The organism is Paenibacillus guangzhouensis (genome assembly GCF_009363075.1).
GTDB classification, from domain to species: domain Bacteria; phylum Bacillota; class Bacilli; order Paenibacillales; family Paenibacillaceae; genus Paenibacillus_K; species Paenibacillus_K guangzhouensis.
The window spans coordinates 6,300,001-6,321,105 of the sequence record NZ_CP045293.1; the positions used below are offsets into that span (position 1 = coordinate 6,300,001).

Consider the following 21,105-nt stretch of genomic DNA (forward strand, 5'->3'; position numbering starts at 1 on the left):
AACGGCGGCCGTAACTATAACGGTCCTAAGGTAGCGAAATTCCTTGTCAGGTAAATTCTGACCCGCACGAATGGCGTAACGACTTGGGCGCTGTCTCAACGAGAGATCCGGTGAAATTTTAATACCTGTGAAGATGCAGGTTACCCGCGACAAGACGGAAAGACCCCATGGAGCTTTACTGCAGCTTGATATTGGACTTTGGTACGATCTGTACAGGATAGGTGGGAGCCTTAGAAGCCTGAGCGCCAGCTTAGGTGGAGGCGCCGTTGGGATACCACCCTGATCGTATCGGAGTTCTAACCTAGGACCGTGATCCGGTTCGGGGACAGTGTCAGGTGGGCAGTTTGACTGGGGCGGTCGCCTCCTAAAGAGTAACGGAGGCGCCCCAAGGTTCCCTCAGAATGGTTGGAAATCATTCGAAGAGTGCAAAGGCATAAGGGAGCTTGACTGCGAGACATACAGGTCGAGCAGGGACGAAAGTCGGGCTTAGTGATCCGGTGGTACCGCATGGAAGGGCCATCGCTCAACGGATAAAAGCTACCCTGGGGATAACAGGCTTATCTCCCCCAAGAGTCCACATCGACGGGGAGGTTTGGCACCTCGATGTCGGCTCATCGCATCCTGGGGCTGAAGTAGGTCCCAAGGGTTGGGCTGTTCGCCCATTAAAGCGGTACGCGAGCTGGGTTCAGAACGTCGTGAGACAGTTCGGTCCCTATCTGTCGTGGGCGTAGGAAATTTGAGAGGAGCTGTCCTTAGTACGAGAGGACCGGGATGGACGTACCGCTGGTGTACCAGTTGTTCCGCCAGGAGCACCGCTGGGTAGCCAAGTACGGACGGGATAAGCGCTGAAAGCATCTAAGCGTGAAGCCCCCCTCAAGATGAGATTTCCCAATTAGTAAGACCCCTTGAAGACGACGAGGTTGATAGGTTGGAGGTGGAAGCGCAGCAATGTGTGGAGCTGACCAATACTAATCGGTCGAGGGCTTATCCTAAAATCACCCCAAAAAGTGACGCGAGGCTTCGAAGGTAATTCCGATTACTTTTCGGGGACCCCGGTACTGAGTAAGGGATCTAATAACGCAAATTATTTCGCATCCGGTTTTCAGGGCTCAAAGCTCTGCTAGAAATTCGTTTGGTGTCGATGGCGGAGGGGTTCCACGCGTACCCATCCCGAACACGACCGTTAAGCCCTCTAGCGCCGATGGTACTTGGACCGCAGGGTCCTGGGAGAGTAGGACGATGCCAAGCAGCTAAGACCGCTGTTGAGACGCAGTTCTCGATAGCGGTCTTTTTTGTGTCCACATGTGAATATCTGAAGTGAAAAACGAGACGAAATGAGTTATCCCTTGTGGATAATGCATTTATAGTCTTCCATCCACAGCAATTTCGGAGAATAATCCACGTTTTGCTCCACAATTCATGATTTTTCCACAATTCGCACAAGTTATTATACACATATTCCTTGATTATCCACGGGTTCATCCACACATCCCACATAGCTTATTCACGTCCTGTGAATGGTGGCATTTTCATGCCTAATAATTATCCACAATTCATAAATGTTAGATTAAATGTGTCAAAACGAAAATATGAAGTGCATCTTCTTGTGATTTGCGATATTCTATTCTTATTGTGTTTAAAACCATACCGTTCGAAAGAGAGCAAATGATAAACATCCAGAATATGTAAATAATAACGAGGTGCATGACATGTTGATGATCGGGATTGATGTAGGAACAACGAACAGTAAAGTAGGGGTAATGGACGCCAAAGGACAAGTGCTAGCGATTGCGAGCCGTCCGACGATTTCATATACGCATGAAGAAGGATTCTCGTATTATGATCCAGAACAAATGTGGGATGATATTGCGAGTATGATTCAGGAAGTCACGAGCAAGGTCGATGCTGCTCAGATCGCTTCGATTGGGATTACGAGCATGGCGGAGAGCGGCCTAATCTTGAATGAATCCACAGGCAAACCCCAGTCGACATTTGTGCCGTGGTTCGATACGTGTTCTGGGGAACAAGCGCGCCATATCGCAGCAGAGTCGGACCCGTTAGAGCAATTCACGAAATCAGGTCTGAATCTGTCCTTCAAGCTGGGTCTAGCTAAAATTCTATGGGTCCGCAGTCGCAATCCCGAAGCGCTTGAACACGGAAAATGGCTGACCGTATCCGGCTATATCGCCTATCGCTTATCGGGCATCATGGCCTGCGACTATACCCTTGCTGCTCGTACGTATGCATTTGATATGAATACGAAATCGTGGGATCGTGCATTTATTGCGCATTTTGGCATCAACCCTGACTTATTCCCGGCACTGGTCCCAAGCGGTGAGCCTCTTGGCACTGTGATAGAGGAAGTACGTTCTCTGGGATTGCCTGATCATACGGTTGTTGCGATTGCAGGACATGATCATGTCAGTGCAGCGCTCGCTGTTGGCGCTATTGCATCAGGTGATGTATACAATTCCATGGGGACGGCTGAGACTTTAGTAGGGATTATCCCGGAGCGTAAGCTTGGAGCTGAGGAATATCATTCAGGATTGTCCTATGGCGTACATGCGGTACCTGGACAGCATTTCTGGATGGGCGGAAATTCATCTTCTGGTGGATCGGTTGAATGGATCCGGAAGGTTATCGGCGTCAATATATTAGACTACATGACGATGAAGAGCGAAGTCGCTTCTTGCTCACCGGGGCCGACAGGGATTCTCTATTACCCGTACCTCTCCGGCTGTGGGGCGCCGACACCCGACTCAGGGGCTAAGGCAGCATTTATCGGCTTATCCAAAAGCCATGGACGTCCGCAAATTCTCAAAGCTTTGTTGGAGGGGACGGCCTATCAGCAGGAATACATTCGCCGGAGCGCCGAACAAGTCACAGGTCAACACATTGAGCAAGTGCGCGTCATTGGCGGCGGGACACGTCTCGAGCCATGGATGCAGATTAAAGCAGCTGTATCCGGTGTCGAATTAATTTTGCCGGAGGTCGATGAAGCGGCTGTGGTCGGCGCAGCGATGATTGCTGCGATTGGCGCCAAGCAATATGCGAACGCGGCCCGAAGCGGTAGCTGCCATCCAGCATGCGGGGAACCTCAGACGTGTTAGCTACGCAGCGGAAGAGCATGAAGCTTATCAACAGTTCTATACTGATAAATTCGTTCCGATTCAACAAGCGTTACGAAGTTGGAAAATATAATAACAATAGTACAGCAGGATCACTGCAGAAAGAGGATGACACGAGGATGTATCGAATTCTCATTATTGAAGACGATGACAAAATTGCAGCCATTCTAAAACGAAATTTAGAGAAATATAACTACGAAGTGATTCGTGGAGAGAAATTTGATCAGGTGAAGCAGGAAGTGATCGAGCATGAGCCGCATCTTGTGCTCTTGGATATTAACTTGCCGCATTTCGATGGGTACTATTGGTGCCGTCAAATTCGGACGGTATCCAATGTGCCGATTATTTTCGTATCTGCGCGGACGAGCAATATGGAGCAGGTGATGGCAATCGAAAATGGCGGAGATGATTTTATCACCAAACCATTCGATCTGGATGTCGTTCAAGCCAAAATTAAAGGTACTTTGCGCAGAGTTTATGGAGAATACGCGCCTGCGCAGGCGGCAGAACAGGAGTCAGATGAGGACAAGCTTCAGCTTCACTACAAAGGTTTGCAGCTCGATCGGGGACGAAATGTCCTGTCTTGGAAGGATCACCGCACGGAATTGACCAAGAATGAGAGTCTGCTGCTGCAGCGTTTGTTATCCACGCCTGGGATCATTGTCAGCCGGGAAGAGTTATTAGAGCTCCTATGGGATGATGTGCAATTCGTCGATGATAATACGCTGTCGGTTAATGTGGGACGTGTTCGGAAGAAGCTCGAGGAATTAGGAATTACAAATGCCGTCGATACGATACGTGGACAAGGGTATCGGTTCGTACAAGAATGGGAGGGAACGCAGTCATGAAGCGCATGGTGCTGCAGGTTCTACGTTCCTATCTGAAAGACAGGGCCGTTCTCATTATTACGTATTACGTGGCGATTCTCCTTACTGTTATTTTAAGCTGGTTAGATATACTAGGTCAGGATCTCGGCTTCATGAAGCCGGAGAACCTGATCTATTTGCTTATTTTATCGACATTTGTGCTCAGTCTTGGACTGGCGTATGACTTCGTAAGGCAGTACAAATTTCTGATGACGATCTATCAAATGAGCAACAACGTGAATACAGACTTGCAAGAAGTGATCGGCATGGCTGCGGGGACGACTGAGGAACAGAAATGGACGCATGGGGCGCTCCACCAGCAATACCGCGCATATATGGATCAACTGAACGGGTTGCAGCTCAGTCAGGAACAGCAGCACCATTTCACCAACCAATGGGTACACCATATGAAGACGCCGGTCTCTGTGATTGATCTTCATCTTCAAGAGACGAAGAACAGTGATCAATTGGAGGAGATGAAGGCAGCCCTGTCGAGTATCCAAGAGGAAAACGAGCGAATACGCCTCGGTCTTGAGATGATGCTGCACACGGCTAGGCTCGATAAATTCGAGTTCGATCTTCATGTTCAGCGGATCGCTCTGATTGAAATGGTTCGGCAAGTGATCAATGAGCATAAGAAGGCATGTATCCATGGCGGGATTTTCCCGAAAATCGAATGTGAGGATCCGTTGATCGAAATCGAGACCGATGAGAAGTGGATGCGGTTTATTTTAAACCAATTAATTATCAACGCGGTTAAATATTCCAAACTAAAACCAGGGACGAAGCAGCTTACGATTCGAGTCGAATGCTCAGCAGACGGGGAAGAGACCATCGTCCAAGTCATCGATACGGGGATCGGGATTGCGGCACATGATTTACCTCGTGTGATTGAGCCGTTTTTTACAGGGGAGAATGGTAGAAAAGGACCGGAATCGACGGGCATGGGGTTATTCCTCGTCCATCAGGTGATCCAGAAGCTTGGCGCACAAATCGCATTCGATTCGATCGAAGGAGAAGGTACAACCGTCACCCTGCGGTTCCGCTCCACAGGAATCTTTCATGAAGTGTTGAAGAAACCAATCTTTCAATAATGTAAGCTATTCGGATTGAATATGAAAGATGGATCAATAGGTGAACAGGATTGTTGTCCATATAATAGGACACATAAGGGATGAATGGAGGGACAATTCATGACCGTGCTGCAAGCAGAGCAGTTATGCAAAATCTATGGTTCGAGCAAGAGCGTTCAATACCGCGCACTGAACAATTTCGGAATAAAGATCGAGGAAGGTGAGTTCGTCGGGGTTATGGGACCCTCGGGTAGCGGCAAAACAACACTCCTCAACATCCTCGCGACAATGGATAAGCCTACCTCGGGGCGGGTCTGGATTAATGGACAAGATCCAGCAACGCTCAGCAATAAACAATTAGCCTTATTCCGGCGCCGGGAGCTCGGATTTGTATTCCAAGATTTCAATCTGCTCGATACACTATCCATGAAGCAAAATATCATTCTGCCGCTTGCGCTCGAGAAGATGCCGGCGGCCGAGATTGATCAGCGGCTGCATGCGATTGCTGAGCTGCTCGGAATCGCTCCTATTCTCGATAAAAGAACATATGAAGTGTCCGGGGGGCAGAAACAGCGTGCGGCGATTGCGCGTGCGATGGTTCATACACCATCGCTTATTCTCGCCGATGAATTAACGGGGAATCTCGACTCCAAAGCGGCGAAAGATGTGATGGAGTCCCTGAAGGATGTCAATCAAAGGTTGCGCGCGACGATTTTGATGGTTACGCATGATCCTTTTGCAGCAAGTTATTGTGATCGGATTGTCTTCATTAAGGATGGGAGCTTCTTCTCTGAAATTCGTCGCGGTTCGAATCGCCCTGCGTTCTTCCAGCAGATTCTGGATGCGTTAAGCGTGTTGGGAGGCAATTTCGATGACCTTTCGCGAACTCGCCATTCATAATATTAAGGGCAATTGGCATCGGTACGGCGCGTATTTCTGGAGCAGCGTCTTCTCCGTCATGGTCTTCTTTATCTATGCGTCGTTCCTCAATCATCCAGACATCGTCCACGGTGTGATGCGTGCCGCGAAATCCGTGAAGAACAGTCTTATCATCTGCCAAGTTATCGTTATGGTCTTTTCTTTCTTTTTCGTCCTCTACGCGATTACGTCATTTATCCGAACCAGGAAGAAGGAATTCGGTCTATTCAGCTTGTGTGGAATGACGTCAGGTCAATTAAAATGGATGATCCTCCTGGAGAATATGTTGATCTCCATACTTGCGATCTTGGTCGGCATCGTGTTCGGGCTGATGTTCAGCAAGCTATTTTATATGGGGATCGGCGTTCTGCTTGGCATTGAGCTGCCGTTCCGATTTGCGGTGTCGATGAAGGCGGTGCTGCAGACGGCTATCGGATTCGCCCTGCTGTTCATGACGATAACCGTCTATTCCATCTTGAAAGTCGGTCGCGCAGAGATTATTGAACTGATCCAGGCGTCGCGACAGCCCAAGAAGCCACCGATGGCGTCGAAATGGCTGCTCCTCGTCACGGTGCTCAGCCTTGGCGGATGCTATTACATGGCGTATATCATGTCTTCACAGACAGCTCTCGCCTTCGTTATGCCCATTATGACGCTGGTGATGATCGGGACATATTTCTTGTATACCCAGGGCAGCGTTGCGATTCTGAATCGACTGCAGCGAAGCCGCCGAATCAGTTATCGCGGAACGAATCTCGTCACGCTCGGTCAACTGCTCTTCAAGGTTAAGGATAATGCGCGCGTCCTATTTATGGTGTCCATTCTAAGCGCTGTCGTGATGACAGCGTCGAGTACGGCGTACATTATGGAACGACAAACATATGAACAGTTGATCAACAGCTTTCCACTGACCTATAGTTATATGGAGCAAGGACTGAATACGCATCAAGTCGCAAATCCTCAGGAGATCGTTCGCGTGCTTCAGGAGAGCAGGCATACCTTAAGTTATGAACTGCATACAGCAGGGTTCAAGGTCCGACCCGAGTTGCTGAACTATCCGGGGGAGCGGAGTGAGCAAGATAATTTCGTCATTTCGGCGCGAGATTATAATGAGGCCGTATCCCATAAAGGAAAGCAGACGATCCAGGTGGAGAAGGATCATGCAGTACTTGTGCTGCCTTTTGATGATATGGGTGCTTATCAAGCCGTGTATCCAGGAGAGGTCGTGAAGAGCGTTCGTAGTGACGGCAAGCCGCTCATGCTAACGGTTGATGAGCAGCGTGGTGGATTTCCATTTGCAAGACACTCGGGATTCTCTCAGTTTCTTGTTATGAATACGGAGCAGCATGATCTGTTGATGAAAGGGATCGCCGATCAGGACAAGTTCGTGAACTATGCTCTTGAGGTGAAGGACTGGGAGAGAATCTCGTATCAGACGAATCGGAAAGTAATGGCGCTGGTGAAGGATGAATCGACATTTGAGAACCGTTCGACCTACTACTTGAATGTGAAGCAGAATTCCGGCGTTATGATATTCGTCGGGATTTTCGTGAGTCTCTTGTTCGTGATTGCGACAGGAAGCATCCTCTACTTCCGATTATTCACGGAGATTGATGAGGACCGTGAGCATTATCGGGCGCTTGCACGGATGGGGATGACCGGAGTTGAGATTCGGAGAGCGGTCAGCACGCAGGTGGGAATCCTATTCTTTTTGCCATGCATTGTAGGGTTGGTTCATTCTGCTTTCGCAATGAAGGCACTTGCTAATCTTCTATCCATCCGTACATGGGGATATGCGTCGATTGTGGCAGGGATTTTCGTGGGCGTACAATTTGTATATTTTGTGGCAGCGAGACGGAACTACCTTCGTCGCGTGATGGGAGAGCACTAGTGTGATATAATAGAGGCAGCAGGTACGAGATTTGGGGGATAAGATGAATTCAATACAGATTGTCTTGTGTGTGGTTTACCTCTTGATGAACATCGTAAGCTACCAAGTGATGGCGGCGGATAAAGTTCGGGCCAAGAAGCATAAGCAGCGTGTGCCTGAGCGTACGTTATTTACACTTGCGGCGCTTGGCGGCGGGTTAGGTTCTATGCTCGCCATGCAGCGTAAACGGCACAAAACGAAGCATTGGAGCTTTCGGATCGGAATGCCTTTCTTATTTCTTGTGAATGTCGTGGTATATGGTTATTTATTTCAGGTGATAGTATAAACTCCCGAATCCCTTCTGCTTAATTCACACTGGAAGAGAGTGATAGGTATGTTATTCACCAACGTATTAGTGCCTTATGACGGAACAGAGCAATCGAGGAAAGCACTTGAAACTGCGATCGACATGCTGAAGCTTAATCCGTCGGCCAAGCTCTTCGTACTGCATGTCTATGACTTCAAGAAAATGTACATGGCGGATTCGGTTCTTACCGTACCTGTCAGCATGAACATGGAGCAGTACGAGATCGCTGAGCAAATCGTAGAAGAGGCGAAGCAGCGGGTAGCATCGGTTACGCATGAGACGCATGTTGAGCTTCAGCAGGGTACGCCTGCTCAGATGATTCTTGACTTTGCGAAAAAGAACGCCATTGACTTCATCGTCATTGGCAGCAGAGGCCTGCGCCCGATCGGTGAATGGGTGCTCGGCAGTGTCAGCCACCATGTGGTGCAGCATACGCAAGTACCGGTTCTAGTTATAAAATAATAGTTGTAATATTCACAAGCTGGCGTCTGATTATCAGGCGCCAGCTTTGTTATGTATAACCCCGGGCTAATGCTATAATGGGGGGGATAAGGTTGCTTATGGTTGAAAATTTTCTAAGTTCAATAGGGGGCAAAAAGTTGACTTATCAGCACCTGAAAGTTTCCGTAGGAAACTGCATCGAAAGCGTAAGCTCAGGTTACTTGAAGTTGAAGCCAGGCTTCCGAAGAGAGTTTTTCTTCGAAAAACTTTGAGGAGGAGCGGAGTTTAGGAGTAGCCTAAATGAGCACCGGAGTTCGAGGCTGAAAGTAAGATTCGATGTCGATCCGACTTCATGAGTTATCTTCGTGATGAGATAAGCCCTGATCGAAGCGTCTCGAAGCTGAGCGACCGCGTTAATAGGTGGGCTTATTCGCCAATCAGTAAGGAACTTACTGGTGTGGGCATAAGGTAACTTTTTGACTACCATTAAAGGAGTAGGGAATGAAGACATTAGTATTGGCTGAAAAACCCTCCGTCGCGAGGGAAATTGCAAGAGTCATGGGGAGCAACCAGAAGCACAAGAGCTATTTCGAAGGCCCGAAGTATATCGTTACCTGGGCGCTTGGGCATTTGGTCGGTCTGGCAGAGCCGGAAGACTATGACGTGAAGTACCGGACATGGGAGTTGGAGCATCTGCCAATCATGCCGGAGAAGATGAAGCTGAAGGTGCTGCGTGAGACATCGCATCAATTCAAGGCAGTGCAGCAGCTGGCAGGCCGTCAGGATGTGGCGGATCTTATCATCGCAACGGATGCGGCGCGTGAAGGGGAGCTCCTCGCACGCTGGATTATGGCGATGGTGAAGTGGAAGAAGCCGTTCCATCGGCTGTGGATCTCTTCACAGACGGACAAGGCGATCCGCGAAGGATTTGCGAATTTGAAGCCTGGCTCGCAGTACAACCGGCTGTATGAGTCGGCTCGCTGCCGTGCGGAGGCGGATTGGCTCATTGGACTTAATGTGACGCGTGCGCTCACTTGTAAATTCAATGCACAATTGTCGGCTGGCCGTGTGCAGACGCCAACGCTAGGGATGATTATGGATCGCGAGAACGAGATTCGTAATTTCCGTTCCGCAGAGTATCAGACGCTTCAAGGGGAGTTCGAAGGATTCCAGGCACAGTGGCGGCCTCGAGGCGGTCAAGGGGATGGCCGGATGTTCGATCCGAATCAAGCGGAAGCGCTGCGTAAGAAGGTGGACGGCAAGAAAGGCAAGGTCACCTTGGTGAAAAAATCCGAGAAATCGGAGCCGCATCCGCTCGCGTATGACTTGACTGAATTACAGCGGGATGCGAATAAACGGTATGGGTTCTCTGCTAAGCAGACGTCGAACGTGCTTCAGCGACTGTACGAGCAGCATAAGCTCGTCACGTATCCACGTACGGATTCTCGCTATCTGTCCAGCGATATGACGGACACGCTGCCAGAGCGCATCCGGTCCGTAGCTGTTGGACCGTATGCCGCCATCGCCAAACCGCTCTTGCGCGGCAAGCTGCCAATCACGCGCCGTGTTGTTGATGATTCGAAGGTCTCGGATCACCATGCGATTATTCCGACGGATCAGACCGTTCTGCTGAATGCGTTATCGAATGAAGAGCGGAAGCTCTATGATCTGATCGTGAGACGGTTCTTGGCATTATTCTATCCAGCAGCGAAATACGAGTTAACGGCCTTAACGATTGAGGTCGAAGGCGAGACGTTCATGACACGCGGCAAGACGGTCATCCAGAACGGTTGGCGTGAAGTGTACGGGCAAGAGGATAGCTGGGACGATGACGAGGACGAGTCTGGTGCAGATCGCGACGACGACCGATCCGGCATTCAGCTGCTGCCAAGCTTGCGTGAAGGGGAAGCTGTTCAAATGAAGCGGGCTAACCTTCGCAAAGATCGCACGCAGCCTCCGAAGCGGTATACCGAAGCATCGCTACTCGGTCAGATGGAGAAATACGGTCTCGGCACACCGGCGACGCGCGCGGATATTATCGAGAAACTCGTGTCGAGCGATACGATCGAGCGGCAAGGGGCTTCCTTACATCCAACGGGTAAAGGCGTTCAGTTGATTGAGCTTGTGGCAAGCGAACTGCGGACACCGGAGTTAACAGCGAAATGGGAACAGGAGCTTGAGAAAATTGCACGCGGTCAAGGCGGGACAGAACCTTTCATGAAAGGGATTCGCGACATGGCTCAGAGCCTCGTCAGCGGTGTGAAGACAAGCGATGCTGCGTATAAACCGCATAACTTGCTGAACAGCCGTTGCCCAGAGTGCGGCGAGAAGATGATGGAGAAGAAGGGCAAGCGCGGTAAAATGCTCGTCTGCTCCAGCGGGGATTGCAGCTACCGTCGATCCGGCGAGAAGCAGCTCTCCAACAGACGCTGTCCGCAATGCCATAAGAAGATGGAGCTCAAAGACGGGAAGGCTGGCAAGTATGTGCAATGCCTCGGCTGTAATGTCATCGAAGTGCTGGATGGGGAACGCGGCGGCCGTGTGAATAAGCGAGAGCAGCAGAAGCTTGTGAAGCAATTCGAGAAGACAGAGTCGATGGGTTCGAGTCTCGGTGACGCACTGCGGGCAGCGCTTGAGCGAAAAGAGTGAATTATCTGAAAAGTGAATTGTCAGAAAATACGAACTTTAATTTAATGTAAACAATTTAATGTTCGTCTTTAAGTTGACATCTCATGTAATGGACTGATAATATAGGGATATAAAGTGGCGAGCCACGAATAAATGATCTCGTATAATTGTGGGGATATGGCCCAAAGTTTCTACCCAAAGACCTTAAATTTTTGGACTACGAGTGAAAGCCTAGCATCTGGCGAGGACAGCGATGATCCGTGGGTTACTGCTGTCGAAATTTACTGTCGAATATCGCATCATAAGGCCTGCGTTAGGCACAATGCTTGCGAATCTGCAGTGATGCGAGTGTGCAAGACTCTTTCATTTTCTTATTCCTAAAAAAACGGTCCGAAGATAGAACGAAGTGTATGCTTGGCGTACACGCCTATCCGAGGACCTTTTCTTATATTTATTCCATTACTGAATCGATAGAAAGTGGGTTATGACATGTCAGTACAAGTAGGCGTCATTATGGGCAGTCAGTCCGATTGGGAGACAATGAAACATGCATGCGACGTGCTGGATGAGCTAGGGATCGCATATGAGAAGAAGGTCGTATCGGCTCACCGTACACCAGACCTGATGTTCCAATATGCAGAGAGCGCGGTAGAGCGAGGCTTAAAAGTCATTATTGCTGGCGCAGGCGGCGCAGCGCACCTCCCAGGTATGGTGGCAGCGAAGACGATTCTTCCAGTGATCGGAGTGCCCGTGAAGTCGTCTACACTGAATGGTCTGGATTCCCTTCTATCGATTGTACAAATGCCAGGGGGCGTTCCAGTTGCTACGGTAGCGATTGGAAATGCAGGAGCAACGAATGCAGGACTGCTCGCAGCCCAAATCATCGGCGCATTCGATCCAGCGGTACAGCGGCGTGTGCAGTCACGACGCGATGCCATTCGCGATCATGTGCTTGAAGGCAGTGATTCACTATGATCGAGAAGAACATGATTACATCGGTTGAGAGAATCATCGCTCCAGGCTCGACCATTGGTGTACTAGGCGGCGGACAATTAGGCCGGATGATGGCGTTATCGGGCAGTAACCTCGGTTATCGCTTCGTGACGCTCGATCCGATGCCGGATGGCCCTTGCGGTCAGGTCGCAGAGCAGATTATCGCTGCTTATGATGATCAGGATGCAGCTCGGAAGCTCGCGGACGAAGCGGATGTCATTACGTATGAGTTCGAAAATGTGGATGCCGGCGTGGCGGCGATGCTGATGTCGGAATCCTATGTTCCACAGGGCAGTGAGCTGCTCTACACGACGCAGCATCGACTGCGGGAGAAGCGGGCGATTGAAGCGGCTGGCGTGCGCGTCGCGCCTTACGCGGAGATTACGAGCGAGGAGGACCTTCGCGCTGCGGTGGATCGCTTTGGATTGCCTTGTGTATTGAAGACGGCTACTGGCGGATATGATGGCAAAGGGCAATGGGTCATCCGTTCAGCGGATGAAATCCCAGAGGCTTATGCAACGCTTGCAGCGGCGAAGACAGAGCTCGTGCTCGAACAATTTATCCGGTTTACAAAGGAATTGTCAGTCATTGCAGCTCGTAGCCCACGAGGAGAGGTTAAAGTATTCCCTGTAGCAGAGAATATTCATGTGGACAACATTCTGCATCAATCCATTGTTCCAGCTCGGGTATCGTTCGATATACAGGATAGAGCAGAAGCGCTAGCGATTCGCATTGCGGAATCGATGAATGTCGTCGGGTTGATCGCGGTAGAGCTCTTCTTAACGGAAGACGGTGAATTATTCGTCAATGAATTAGCACCAAGACCACATAATTCTGGGCATTATACGATGGAGGCCTGTCGAACGTCACAGTTCGAGCAGCATGTGCGGGCCATTTGTAATTTACCTCTTGGAGATACGATGTTGTTGACGCCCGTCGTCATGGTCAACGTGCTAGGAGAGCATGTTGAACCGCTGCTTGCCCATATGGTGCAGGAAGATGAAGCGGCTGAGGCGTTCAACGTCGCTCCGAAAGTTCACTTATACGGCAAAAAAGAAGCAAAAGTAAAACGAAAAATGGGCCATGTGAATGTCTTGGCAGATCATCTAGATGATGCCCTCGCATGGATCGAGAAAACACAAATTTGGAGGAATCATTAGATGTTAGAACGTTACAGCAGACCGGAAATGAGAGCAATTTGGACGGAAGAGAATAAATTCAATTCCTGGTTAGAAGTTGAGATCTGTGCGTGTGAAGCGTGGGCAGAGCTAGGCGTCATCCCGAAAGAAGATGTTGCGACGCTCCGTAAGAACGCAAGCTTCAACATTGACCGGATTTATGAAATCGAGCAGGAGACACGTCACGACGTGATCGCGTTCACGCGCGCGGTATCTGAGTCTCTAGGCGAAGAGCGCAAATGGGTGCATTACGGATTAACGTCGACAGACGTCGTGGATACAGCACTTGGTTATGTATTGCGTCAAGCGAATGAAATTATTGAGAAGGACATTCTTCAGTTCATCGACATTCTGAAGACGAAAGCTCTCACTTACAAACATACGCCGATGATGGGTCGTACTCACGGTGTGCATGCGGAGCCGACAACATTCGGACTCAAAATGGCGCTCTGGTACGAAGAAATGAAGCGCAACTTGGAGCGCTTCCGCCATGCAGCGAACGGTGTACAGTATGGTAAAATCTCCGGTGCAGTCGGCACATACGCGAATATCGATCCGTTCGTTGAGAAGTTCGTGTGCGAGAAATTAGGAACAACGGCAGCGCCGATCTCGACGCAAACGCTGCAGCGTGACCGTCATGCCGAATATATGGCGACACTTGCGTTGATCGCAACGAGCTTGGATAAATTCGCGACAGAAATTCGTGCTTTGCAGAAGAGTGAAGTGCGTGAAGTGGAAGAGGCTTTTGCGAAAGGTCAAAAAGGATCATCAGCAATGCCGCACAAACGCAATCCAATCGGTTGCGAAAATATTTCCGGTCTTGCGCGCGTCATCCGCGGCTTCATGGTATCGGCTTATGAGAACGTACCGCTCTGGCATGAACGCGACATTTCGCACTCCTCCGTTGAGCGTGTGATTCTGCCGGATGCGACGATGCTGCTCAACTACATGTTGAACCGCTTCGGGAACATCGTGAAGAACTTGACGGTGATGCCAGAGAACATGAAGCGCAATATGGAAAGAACATTCGGCGTACCGTTCTCAGGCCGCGTGATGACGAAGCTGATCGACAAAGGCATGAGCCGTGAGCAAGCGTACGATACGGTTCAACCGCGCGCGATGCAAGCATGGGAAGAGCAACGCAGCTTCCGTGAGATTATTGAAGCAACACCTGAAATTGCAACGGTATTAAGCGCTGAAGAGATTGCGGATGCATTCAACCCGGCTTGGCATTTGAAGCATGTGGATACGATTTTTGCGCAATTAGGATTGGAATAGTAGAGGGAGAAGGGGAGGAATAAGGTGTCTGTCAGAGCGATTTCGACTGCTGTTGATCTAGTGAAAGCGCCGCTGCTCTATAAAGGGAAAGTGCGCGAGTTGTATGATCTTGGGGAACATTATTTAATCGTCGTGACCGACCGTATTTCCGCTTTTGATTATGTGCTGGAGCCGGCGGTACCGGAGAAGGGCAATGTACTGAATCGCCTCACGGCATTCTGGTTCGAACAGACGGCGGCGATCGAGCCGAACCATGTCGTTCATACCGATGTCGAGAAGCTTGGCGATCTGGTGACGGAACCAGAATTGTTGAAGGACCGCATCATGGTAACGAAAAAAGCAGAGCGCATCGATATCGAATGCGTGGTCCGCGGCTATATTACAGGCGGCGGATGGCGACAGTATCAGCAATCCGGTTCGGTGAACGGGATTGCGTTACCAGCTGGCATGAAGAAGAACGAGCGCTTCGCAGCGCCAATCTTCACCCCGGCGGCGAAAAATGATGTGGGGCATGACGAGGACATCTCCTTCGATCGGATGAAGGAACTCGTCGGCGAAGAGCTTGCGCATGAACTGCAAATGAAGAGCCTTCAGCTCTACAGCTTCGCACATGCTTACTGCGAGAAGCGCGGGATCATCCTTGCGGACTGCAAGTTCGAGTTCGGCTTGATCGACGGCCAAGTCATTCTGATCGATGAATTATTCACCCCGGATTCCGCTCGGTTCTGGGTGAAAGAAAATTATGCATTGAACATCGAGATTGACAGCATGGATAAAGAGCCTGTGCGCACGTATTTGGCGAACAGCGATTGGGATAAGAACAGCGTGCCGGATCCGTTGCCAGCCGAAGTAGTGGCGGAGACGACGCATCGGTACCAAGATATCTATCGGAGATTGACGGAGTAGTCGCGAGGCGTGGCGATGATGCTGGACATAGGGGGGCGGAACGCAGGTGTATCGTCTTCCATCGCTGTTGAAATCGGGAAAGGTTTGATTGGATGTTATGGTATTTTCCCGATTTCAAAGGCGAGCGCTATCGCTCTCCAGCCGCTACACCCGCTTTTCCTTCCTGAGTCCAGCATCATCGCAGCTTGCCCCTCCCCATCACGGGGAGGGGGCAGGGATGCACCGTTCAGCCATAGGCAAGAACGGTGTCGTGAACAACGCTGAGAGCGAGTGCGCCGAGAATCGGCCGCACGGCAAGCGAGAAGCGCTGGGAGCAGTTGTTCAGGCATAGCCTGAAATAGCCCCGCGTCTAGCGAAAAAGGTAGTAGGGTTTAGGTGTTATAGCCGCAGTAGAGCGTGTGCGACGGGGTTGCCTAGCACAACCCCACGCACAGTAGCGCTCCTAGCACACTGTGACGCTCGAGGCACGTACTCACGCATCTCCACCGATAGATTTGAAGTTACTAGATTCGCACGCATGGCAAGCGTATGTGGGACGATGTTTCGGCCGTGCTAGAGAGCACGATCGAAACATCGTCCCACATGGGAGCGATCATTGCACACAAGTAGATAGATTCCGCCGCAGTCCGTCATCAGGCCGATTTCGGGGTCCAGGGGCGTAGCCTCTGGGGTCCCCTTTCCAGATGGAAGGGGGATTTAGGGGGATGGTAAAAAGGTTTTATCAAAGAGGGCCCCTGCCCAAAAAGGGAATAAACAATCTCCATTTTTATATTATTTTTCACTCTAGGAGGAAATAATCGATGTTCAAAGCAACCGTGTATGTCACTGTGAAGGAAAACGTATTGGATCCACAAGGTGTAGCCGTTCAAGGCGCATTGCATTCGATGGGATTCAGCGAAGTTAGCAAGGTTCGAATCGGGAAGTATATGGCGTTTGAAGTCGATACGACAGATCGCGCAGAAGCGGAAGAGCGCGTACGTCAAATGTGCGAGAAATTGCTGGCGAATACGGTGGTTGAAGACTATCGCTTTGAGTTGGAGGGTTAATAGCATGAATTTTGCAGTTATCGTATTTCCAGGTTCCAACTGCGATATCGACTGCTACAAAGCCGTAGAACAAACGGTGGGGCAGCCAGTCGATTACGTATGGCATACCGCGACGGACTTATCCAAATATGATTGCATCTTGATTCCGGGTGGCTTCTCCTACGGTGACTACCTTCGCAGCGGCGCGATTGCACGTTTCGCACCTGTTATGACTGAAGTAGCGAAAGCAGCGGCAGCTGGCAAATATGTAATGGGTATCTGCAACGGCTTCCAAGTGCTCACAGAAGCGGGACTGCTGCCAGGCGCACTTCGCCGGAACGTGTCTCTGAAATTCCGCTGCCATTCGACGATCTTGCGTGTGGAGAACAACCAGACAGCATTCACGAATCAATATGAAGTTGGCGAGTTGATCGATATTCCGATTGCGCACGGGGAAGGCAACTATTATTGCGATGAAGCAACGCTAGAACAACTGAAGAAGAATAACCAGATTATTTTCCGCTATTCGGATAATCCGAACGGCTCCTTGGAGGATATCGCAGGAATTTGTAACGAGCAGGGCAATGTCCTGGGTCTTATGCCGCATCCAGAGCGCGCAGTGAACCAACTGTTAGGCTCGGAAGACGGTAAGAAAATGTTTACATCGATTTTGAATGCATGGAGGGAACAACATGACGCAGCAAGTATCGGCTAAGGAGCCAACAGCACAGCAAATCGCTGACCAGCAAATTTATAAGCAATTTGGCGTATCCGAATCCGAGTACGCATTAATCTGTGGATTTCTAGGCCGTCAGCCGAACTATACCGAGATTGGCGTATTCAGCGTTATGTGGTCGGAGCACTGCGCATACAAGAACTCGAAACCGCTGCTTCGCCGCTTCCCGGTAACGGGAGAACGCGTCCTGATGGGACCGGGCGAAGGCGCAGGGATCGTCGATATCGGCGACAATCAAGCGGTTGTATTCAAAATCGAAAGTCACAATCACCCTTCCGCGGTTGAGCCGTATCAAGGCGCAGCGACAGGGGTGGGCGGGATTATCCGCGATATTTTCTCCATGGGCGCAAGACCTGTGGCGCTACTAAATTCACTCCGTTTCGGTAAATTAGAATCCGAGCGGGTCAAATATTTGTTCGAGCATGTCGTGTCCGGGATTGCGGGATACGGGAACTGTATCGGGATTCCAACGGTTGCAGGCGAAGTCATGTTCGATGAGAGCTATGAAGGCAATCCACTTGTCAATGCGATGTGCGTAGGGTTAATCGACCACGATAAAATCCAACGCGGCGTAGCCAAAGGGATCGGCAACCCGGTGTTCTACGTTGGTCCTCCAACTGGACGCGACGGAATTCACGGTGCGACGTTCGCATCGGAAGAATTGACGGCTGAGACGGAAGCGAAGCGTTCGGCGGTGCAAGTCGGCGATCCATTTATGGAGAAGCTGGTTATGGAATCCACGCTTGAGCTGATCAATGCAGGAATCGTCGTCGGGATTCAAGATATGGGCGCAGCGGGCCTTACATGCTCGAGTGCTGAGATGGCAAGTAAAGCAGGTAATGGCTTAGAGCTATACCTGGATGAAGTACCGCAGCGCGAGCCGAACATGACGGCGTATGAGATGATGCTCTCCGAGTCGCAAGAGCGGATGCTGTTCGTCGTTGAACCGAAGGACGAAGCGCAAGCGATGGAGATTTTCGAGCGTTGGGGCGTGATTTGTGCCAAAGTCGGTAAAGTAACAGACGACGGACGTCTGCGTCTGATCCACAAAGGCGAAGTGGTCGGCGATATGCCGGTTCAAGCGCTTGTTGACGAGTGTCCGGTATACAACAAACCATCGGCAGTACCAGCGTATTACACAGCGAACGAGAACGTAGACACGACGCGTTACGAAGAAGTGACGGATTTGAACCGCGCATTGGAGCAAGTACTTGCTTCTCCAACGGTAGCGAGCAAAGAATGGGTCTACAATCAATATGATCACATGGTACGCACGAACACAGCAGTTCGTCCGGGTTCGGATGCGGCTGTCGTGCTCGTAGAAGGCACGCGCAAAGGTCTGGCAATGACAACGGACTGTAACGGCCGTTATGTCTACCTGGATCCAGAAGTCGGCGGACGGATCGCAGTCAGTGAAGCAGCGCGCAACATCGTATGTTCCGGTGCTGAGCCGCTTGCGATTACAGATAACCTGAACTTCGGCAGTCCGGAGAAGCCGGATATTTTCTGGCAAATGGAACGTGCTGTAGACGGCATGGCAGAAGCTTGCCGCGAGCTCAATACGCCGGTAATTGGCGGTAACGTGAGCTTGTACAACGAGAATAAGAAGGGCGCGATCTATCCGACACCTGTTGTAGGGATGGTTGGCCTTGTACATGATACGGATCATATTACGACTCAAGCATTCAAGAACGAAGGCGACGTGATCTTCCTACTCGGGGAGACGCATGCAGAGCTTGGCGGAAGCGAATTCCAATATGTCGTGCATGGCGTAACGGAAGGCAGACCTCCGCAGTTGGATCTGGCCACGGAACGTACATTGCTGAACTCGGTGCTTGGCGCGATTCAGCAAGGACTAGTGGCATCGGCGCATGATTTGTCCGAAGGCGGTATTGCTGCAGCGGTAGCAGAGAGCTGCATTAGCGGCAGCATCGGCGCATCGGTCAATATTGCAACGGAGTTGCGTCCGGATTTCGCGCTATTCAGCGAGAGCCAATCTCGTATTCTATTGACGGCATCGGCAGCACAGGCAGAAGCATTAGCGGCTTATGTACGTGAACAAGGTGTTCCTGTTCAGCGAATCGGAACCGTGCAAGGCAGCGATCTGACGATCACAGTGAACGGCAAACCAGGGGTCGCGGCACCTGTATCTCAATTTGCGAAGGTCTGGAAGGATGCGATTCCATGTCTCATGAAATAAAATCCTCCGAAGCGATCGCTCCGAAGTTATGGGTCGGCGATTACTACAACGAGGGAATGGGCCGGGACGATATTTTCGATAAGTTAAAAGAAGAATGCGGCGTGTTCGGGGTGTTCGGTCACCCCGACGCAGCGTCCTTGTCTTATTATGGTCTCCATGCCCTGCAGCATCGCGGCGAAGAGAGCGCGGGAATCTGCACGACGGACGGCGGTGATTTCAACTATCATCGCGGGATGGGTCTTGTAAAAGAAGTGTTCGATAAGGATCGCTTGGCGTCCTTAGTCGGCTCTCGATCGATCGGCCATGTTCGTTATTCGACGTCAGGGGAGAGTAAGCTGGCGAATGCGCAGCCGCTCGTATTCAAATATCGGGATGGCGATCTGGCGATCGCAACGAACGGCAATATCGTGAATGCCAATCAAATCCGTCGCGAGCTCGAGTCTTCGGGTTCGATCTTCCAGACGTCGAGCGATACGGAAGTACTGGCGCATTTGATCGCACGATCGCCGAAGGATTTCGTAACGGCGACGAAAGAAGCCCTGCAGAAGCTGGTCGGCGGTTTTGCCTTCCTCATCATGACGAATGATAAGCTGATCGTTGCTTCCGATCCGAACGGACTTCGTCCGATAACGATGGGACGACTCGGGGATGCGTATTTGTTCGCTTCGGAGACTTGTGCATTCGAGGTTGTAGGAGCGGAGCAAATTCGTGACATTCAACCGGGAGAAATGCTCATTCTGGATGCGACAGGGATGAAGGAAGATCGTTACACCGAGATGCAGCGCCGTTCGTTATGCGCGATGGAGTATATTTATTTCTCCCGTCCGGATACGGATTTGAACGGTTCGAATCTTCACGCGGCTCGCAAACGGATGGGCAAGAAGATGGCGCAGGAATCCTTCGTGGATGCAGATATCGTCACAGGGGTACCGGATTCCAGTATCTCCGCGGCGATCGGATATGCAGAAGAGACAGGTATACCTTATGAGTTAGGGCTCATTAAAAACAAATATACTGGCCGTACCTTCATTCAACCGAGCCAAGAGCTGCGGGAGCAAGGCGTGAAGATGAAGCTGAGCGCCGTCCGCAAAGTCGTGGAAGGTAAACGCGTCGTCATGATCGACGATTCGATCGTACGCGGCACCACGTCTCGCCGGATCGTGAACTTGCTGCGGGAAGCGGGTGCGACGGAAGTGCATGTGCGGATTACGTCGCCGCCGTTTAAGAATCCATGCTTCTACGGGATTGATACCCCAAGCCGCAAGGAATTGATCGCCTCTTATCAATCGATCGATGAGATTCGCCGGGAGATTAATGCAGATTCGCTTGCTTTTCTAACGAAAGATGGCTTGATTGAAGCGATTGACAGCTACTCGACGAACGAGATGAACGGCGGTTTGTGCCTGGCATGTTTTGATAATGATTACCCAACAGAAGTGGAGTTCCACGGAACAGAGAAATTCGGTTGCGGATGCGACTGATCGAATAGATATGACGA

At 50.6% G+C, this 21,105-nt stretch carries 16 protein-coding genes, 2 rRNA genes and 1 riboswitch (1 of these 19 only partly in view); all 18 genes read left to right on the forward strand.

From position 1 onward, the window contains the following. Positions 1-992, forward strand: a 23S ribosomal RNA gene (locus GCU39_RS28305) (it extends 1,938 nt beyond the left edge of the window). Between the two features lie 139 nt (positions 993-1,131). Next, positions 1,132-1,248: ribosomal RNA gene (gene rrf, locus GCU39_RS28310) — 5S ribosomal RNA — on the forward strand. Positions 1,249-1,709: 461 nt separating this feature from the next. Then, a complete protein-coding gene (locus tag GCU39_RS28315) occupies positions 1,710-3,110 on the forward strand; it encodes an FGGY-family carbohydrate kinase (RefSeq protein WP_152396536.1) in 1,401 nt (466 codons plus the stop codon). A 137-nt stretch (positions 3,111-3,247) separates the two neighbouring features. Continuing rightward, on the forward strand, positions 3,248-3,976 hold the full coding sequence (locus GCU39_RS28320) for a response regulator transcription factor (RefSeq protein ID WP_152396537.1): 729 nt from the start codon (positions 3,248-3,250) through the stop codon (positions 3,974-3,976). Further along, a complete protein-coding gene (locus GCU39_RS28325; RefSeq protein WP_193726665.1) occupies positions 3,973-5,088 on the forward strand; it encodes a sensor histidine kinase in 1,116 nt (371 codons plus the stop codon). Before GCU39_RS28320 ends, GCU39_RS28325 begins: the two co-directional genes overlap by 4 nt. A 99-nt stretch (positions 5,089-5,187) precedes the next feature. Further along, a complete protein-coding gene (locus tag GCU39_RS28330) occupies positions 5,188-5,967 on the forward strand; it encodes an ABC transporter ATP-binding protein (protein ID WP_152396539.1) in 780 nt (259 codons plus the stop codon). After that, complete coding sequence (locus GCU39_RS28335) at positions 5,939-7,876, forward strand: ABC transporter permease (protein WP_152396540.1); 1,938 nt, start codon at positions 5,939-5,941, stop codon at positions 7,874-7,876. The genes GCU39_RS28330 and GCU39_RS28335 overlap by 29 nt, the downstream gene beginning before the upstream one ends. A 43-nt stretch (positions 7,877-7,919) precedes the next feature. Beyond that, entirely contained in the window at positions 7,920-8,201 is a 282-nt protein-coding gene (locus GCU39_RS28340; protein ID WP_152396541.1) for a DUF1294 domain-containing protein, read from the forward strand. A gap of 48 nt (positions 8,202-8,249) precedes the next feature. After that, complete coding sequence (locus GCU39_RS28345; RefSeq protein ID WP_152396542.1) at positions 8,250-8,684, forward strand: universal stress protein; 435 nt, start codon at positions 8,250-8,252, stop codon at positions 8,682-8,684. Positions 8,685-9,164: 480 nt separating this feature from the next. Beyond that, positions 9,165-11,312 (forward strand): DNA topoisomerase III, encoded by a 2,148-nt coding sequence (locus GCU39_RS28350; RefSeq protein WP_152396543.1) that lies wholly within the window; start codon positions 9,165-9,167, stop codon positions 11,310-11,312. Positions 11,313-11,430: 118 nt separating this feature from the next. After that, positions 11,431-11,531, forward strand: a riboswitch (purine riboswitch). Between the two features lie 249 nt (positions 11,532-11,780). Beyond that, a complete protein-coding gene (gene purE, locus GCU39_RS28355) occupies positions 11,781-12,266 on the forward strand; it encodes a 5-(carboxyamino)imidazole ribonucleotide mutase (protein ID WP_152396544.1) in 486 nt (161 codons plus the stop codon). After that, complete coding sequence (gene purK / locus GCU39_RS28360) at positions 12,263-13,444, forward strand: 5-(carboxyamino)imidazole ribonucleotide synthase (RefSeq protein ID WP_152396545.1); 1,182 nt, start codon at positions 12,263-12,265, stop codon at positions 13,442-13,444. The genes purE and purK overlap by 4 nt, the downstream gene beginning before the upstream one ends. Further along, positions 13,445-14,740, forward strand: a complete 1,296-nt coding sequence (gene purB / locus GCU39_RS28365; RefSeq protein ID WP_152396546.1) for an adenylosuccinate lyase — start codon at positions 13,445-13,447, stop codon at positions 14,738-14,740. Between the two features lie 24 nt (positions 14,741-14,764). Continuing rightward, positions 14,765-15,646 carry a phosphoribosylaminoimidazolesuccinocarboxamide synthase gene (locus GCU39_RS28370; protein ID WP_152396547.1) on the forward strand — a complete coding sequence of 294 codons (882 nt, stop codon included), beginning with the start codon at positions 14,765-14,767 and terminating at the stop codon, positions 15,644-15,646. A gap of 800 nt (positions 15,647-16,446) precedes the next feature. Further along, positions 16,447-16,692, forward strand: a complete 246-nt coding sequence (gene purS, locus GCU39_RS28375; protein ID WP_152396548.1) for a phosphoribosylformylglycinamidine synthase subunit PurS — start codon at positions 16,447-16,449, stop codon at positions 16,690-16,692. Positions 16,693-16,696: 4 nt separating this feature from the next. Continuing rightward, a complete protein-coding gene (purQ, locus tag GCU39_RS28380; protein WP_152396549.1) occupies positions 16,697-17,386 on the forward strand; it encodes a phosphoribosylformylglycinamidine synthase subunit PurQ in 690 nt (229 codons plus the stop codon). After that, entirely contained in the window at positions 17,364-19,607 is a 2,244-nt protein-coding gene (gene purL, locus GCU39_RS28385) for a phosphoribosylformylglycinamidine synthase subunit PurL (protein WP_152396550.1), read from the forward strand. The genes purQ and purL overlap by 23 nt, the downstream gene beginning before the upstream one ends. After that, positions 19,592-21,088 (forward strand): amidophosphoribosyltransferase, encoded by a 1,497-nt coding sequence (gene purF, locus GCU39_RS28390; RefSeq protein ID WP_152396551.1) that lies wholly within the window; start codon positions 19,592-19,594, stop codon positions 21,086-21,088. The genes purL and purF overlap by 16 nt, the downstream gene beginning before the upstream one ends. Positions 21,089-21,105 lie beyond the last annotated feature (17 nt).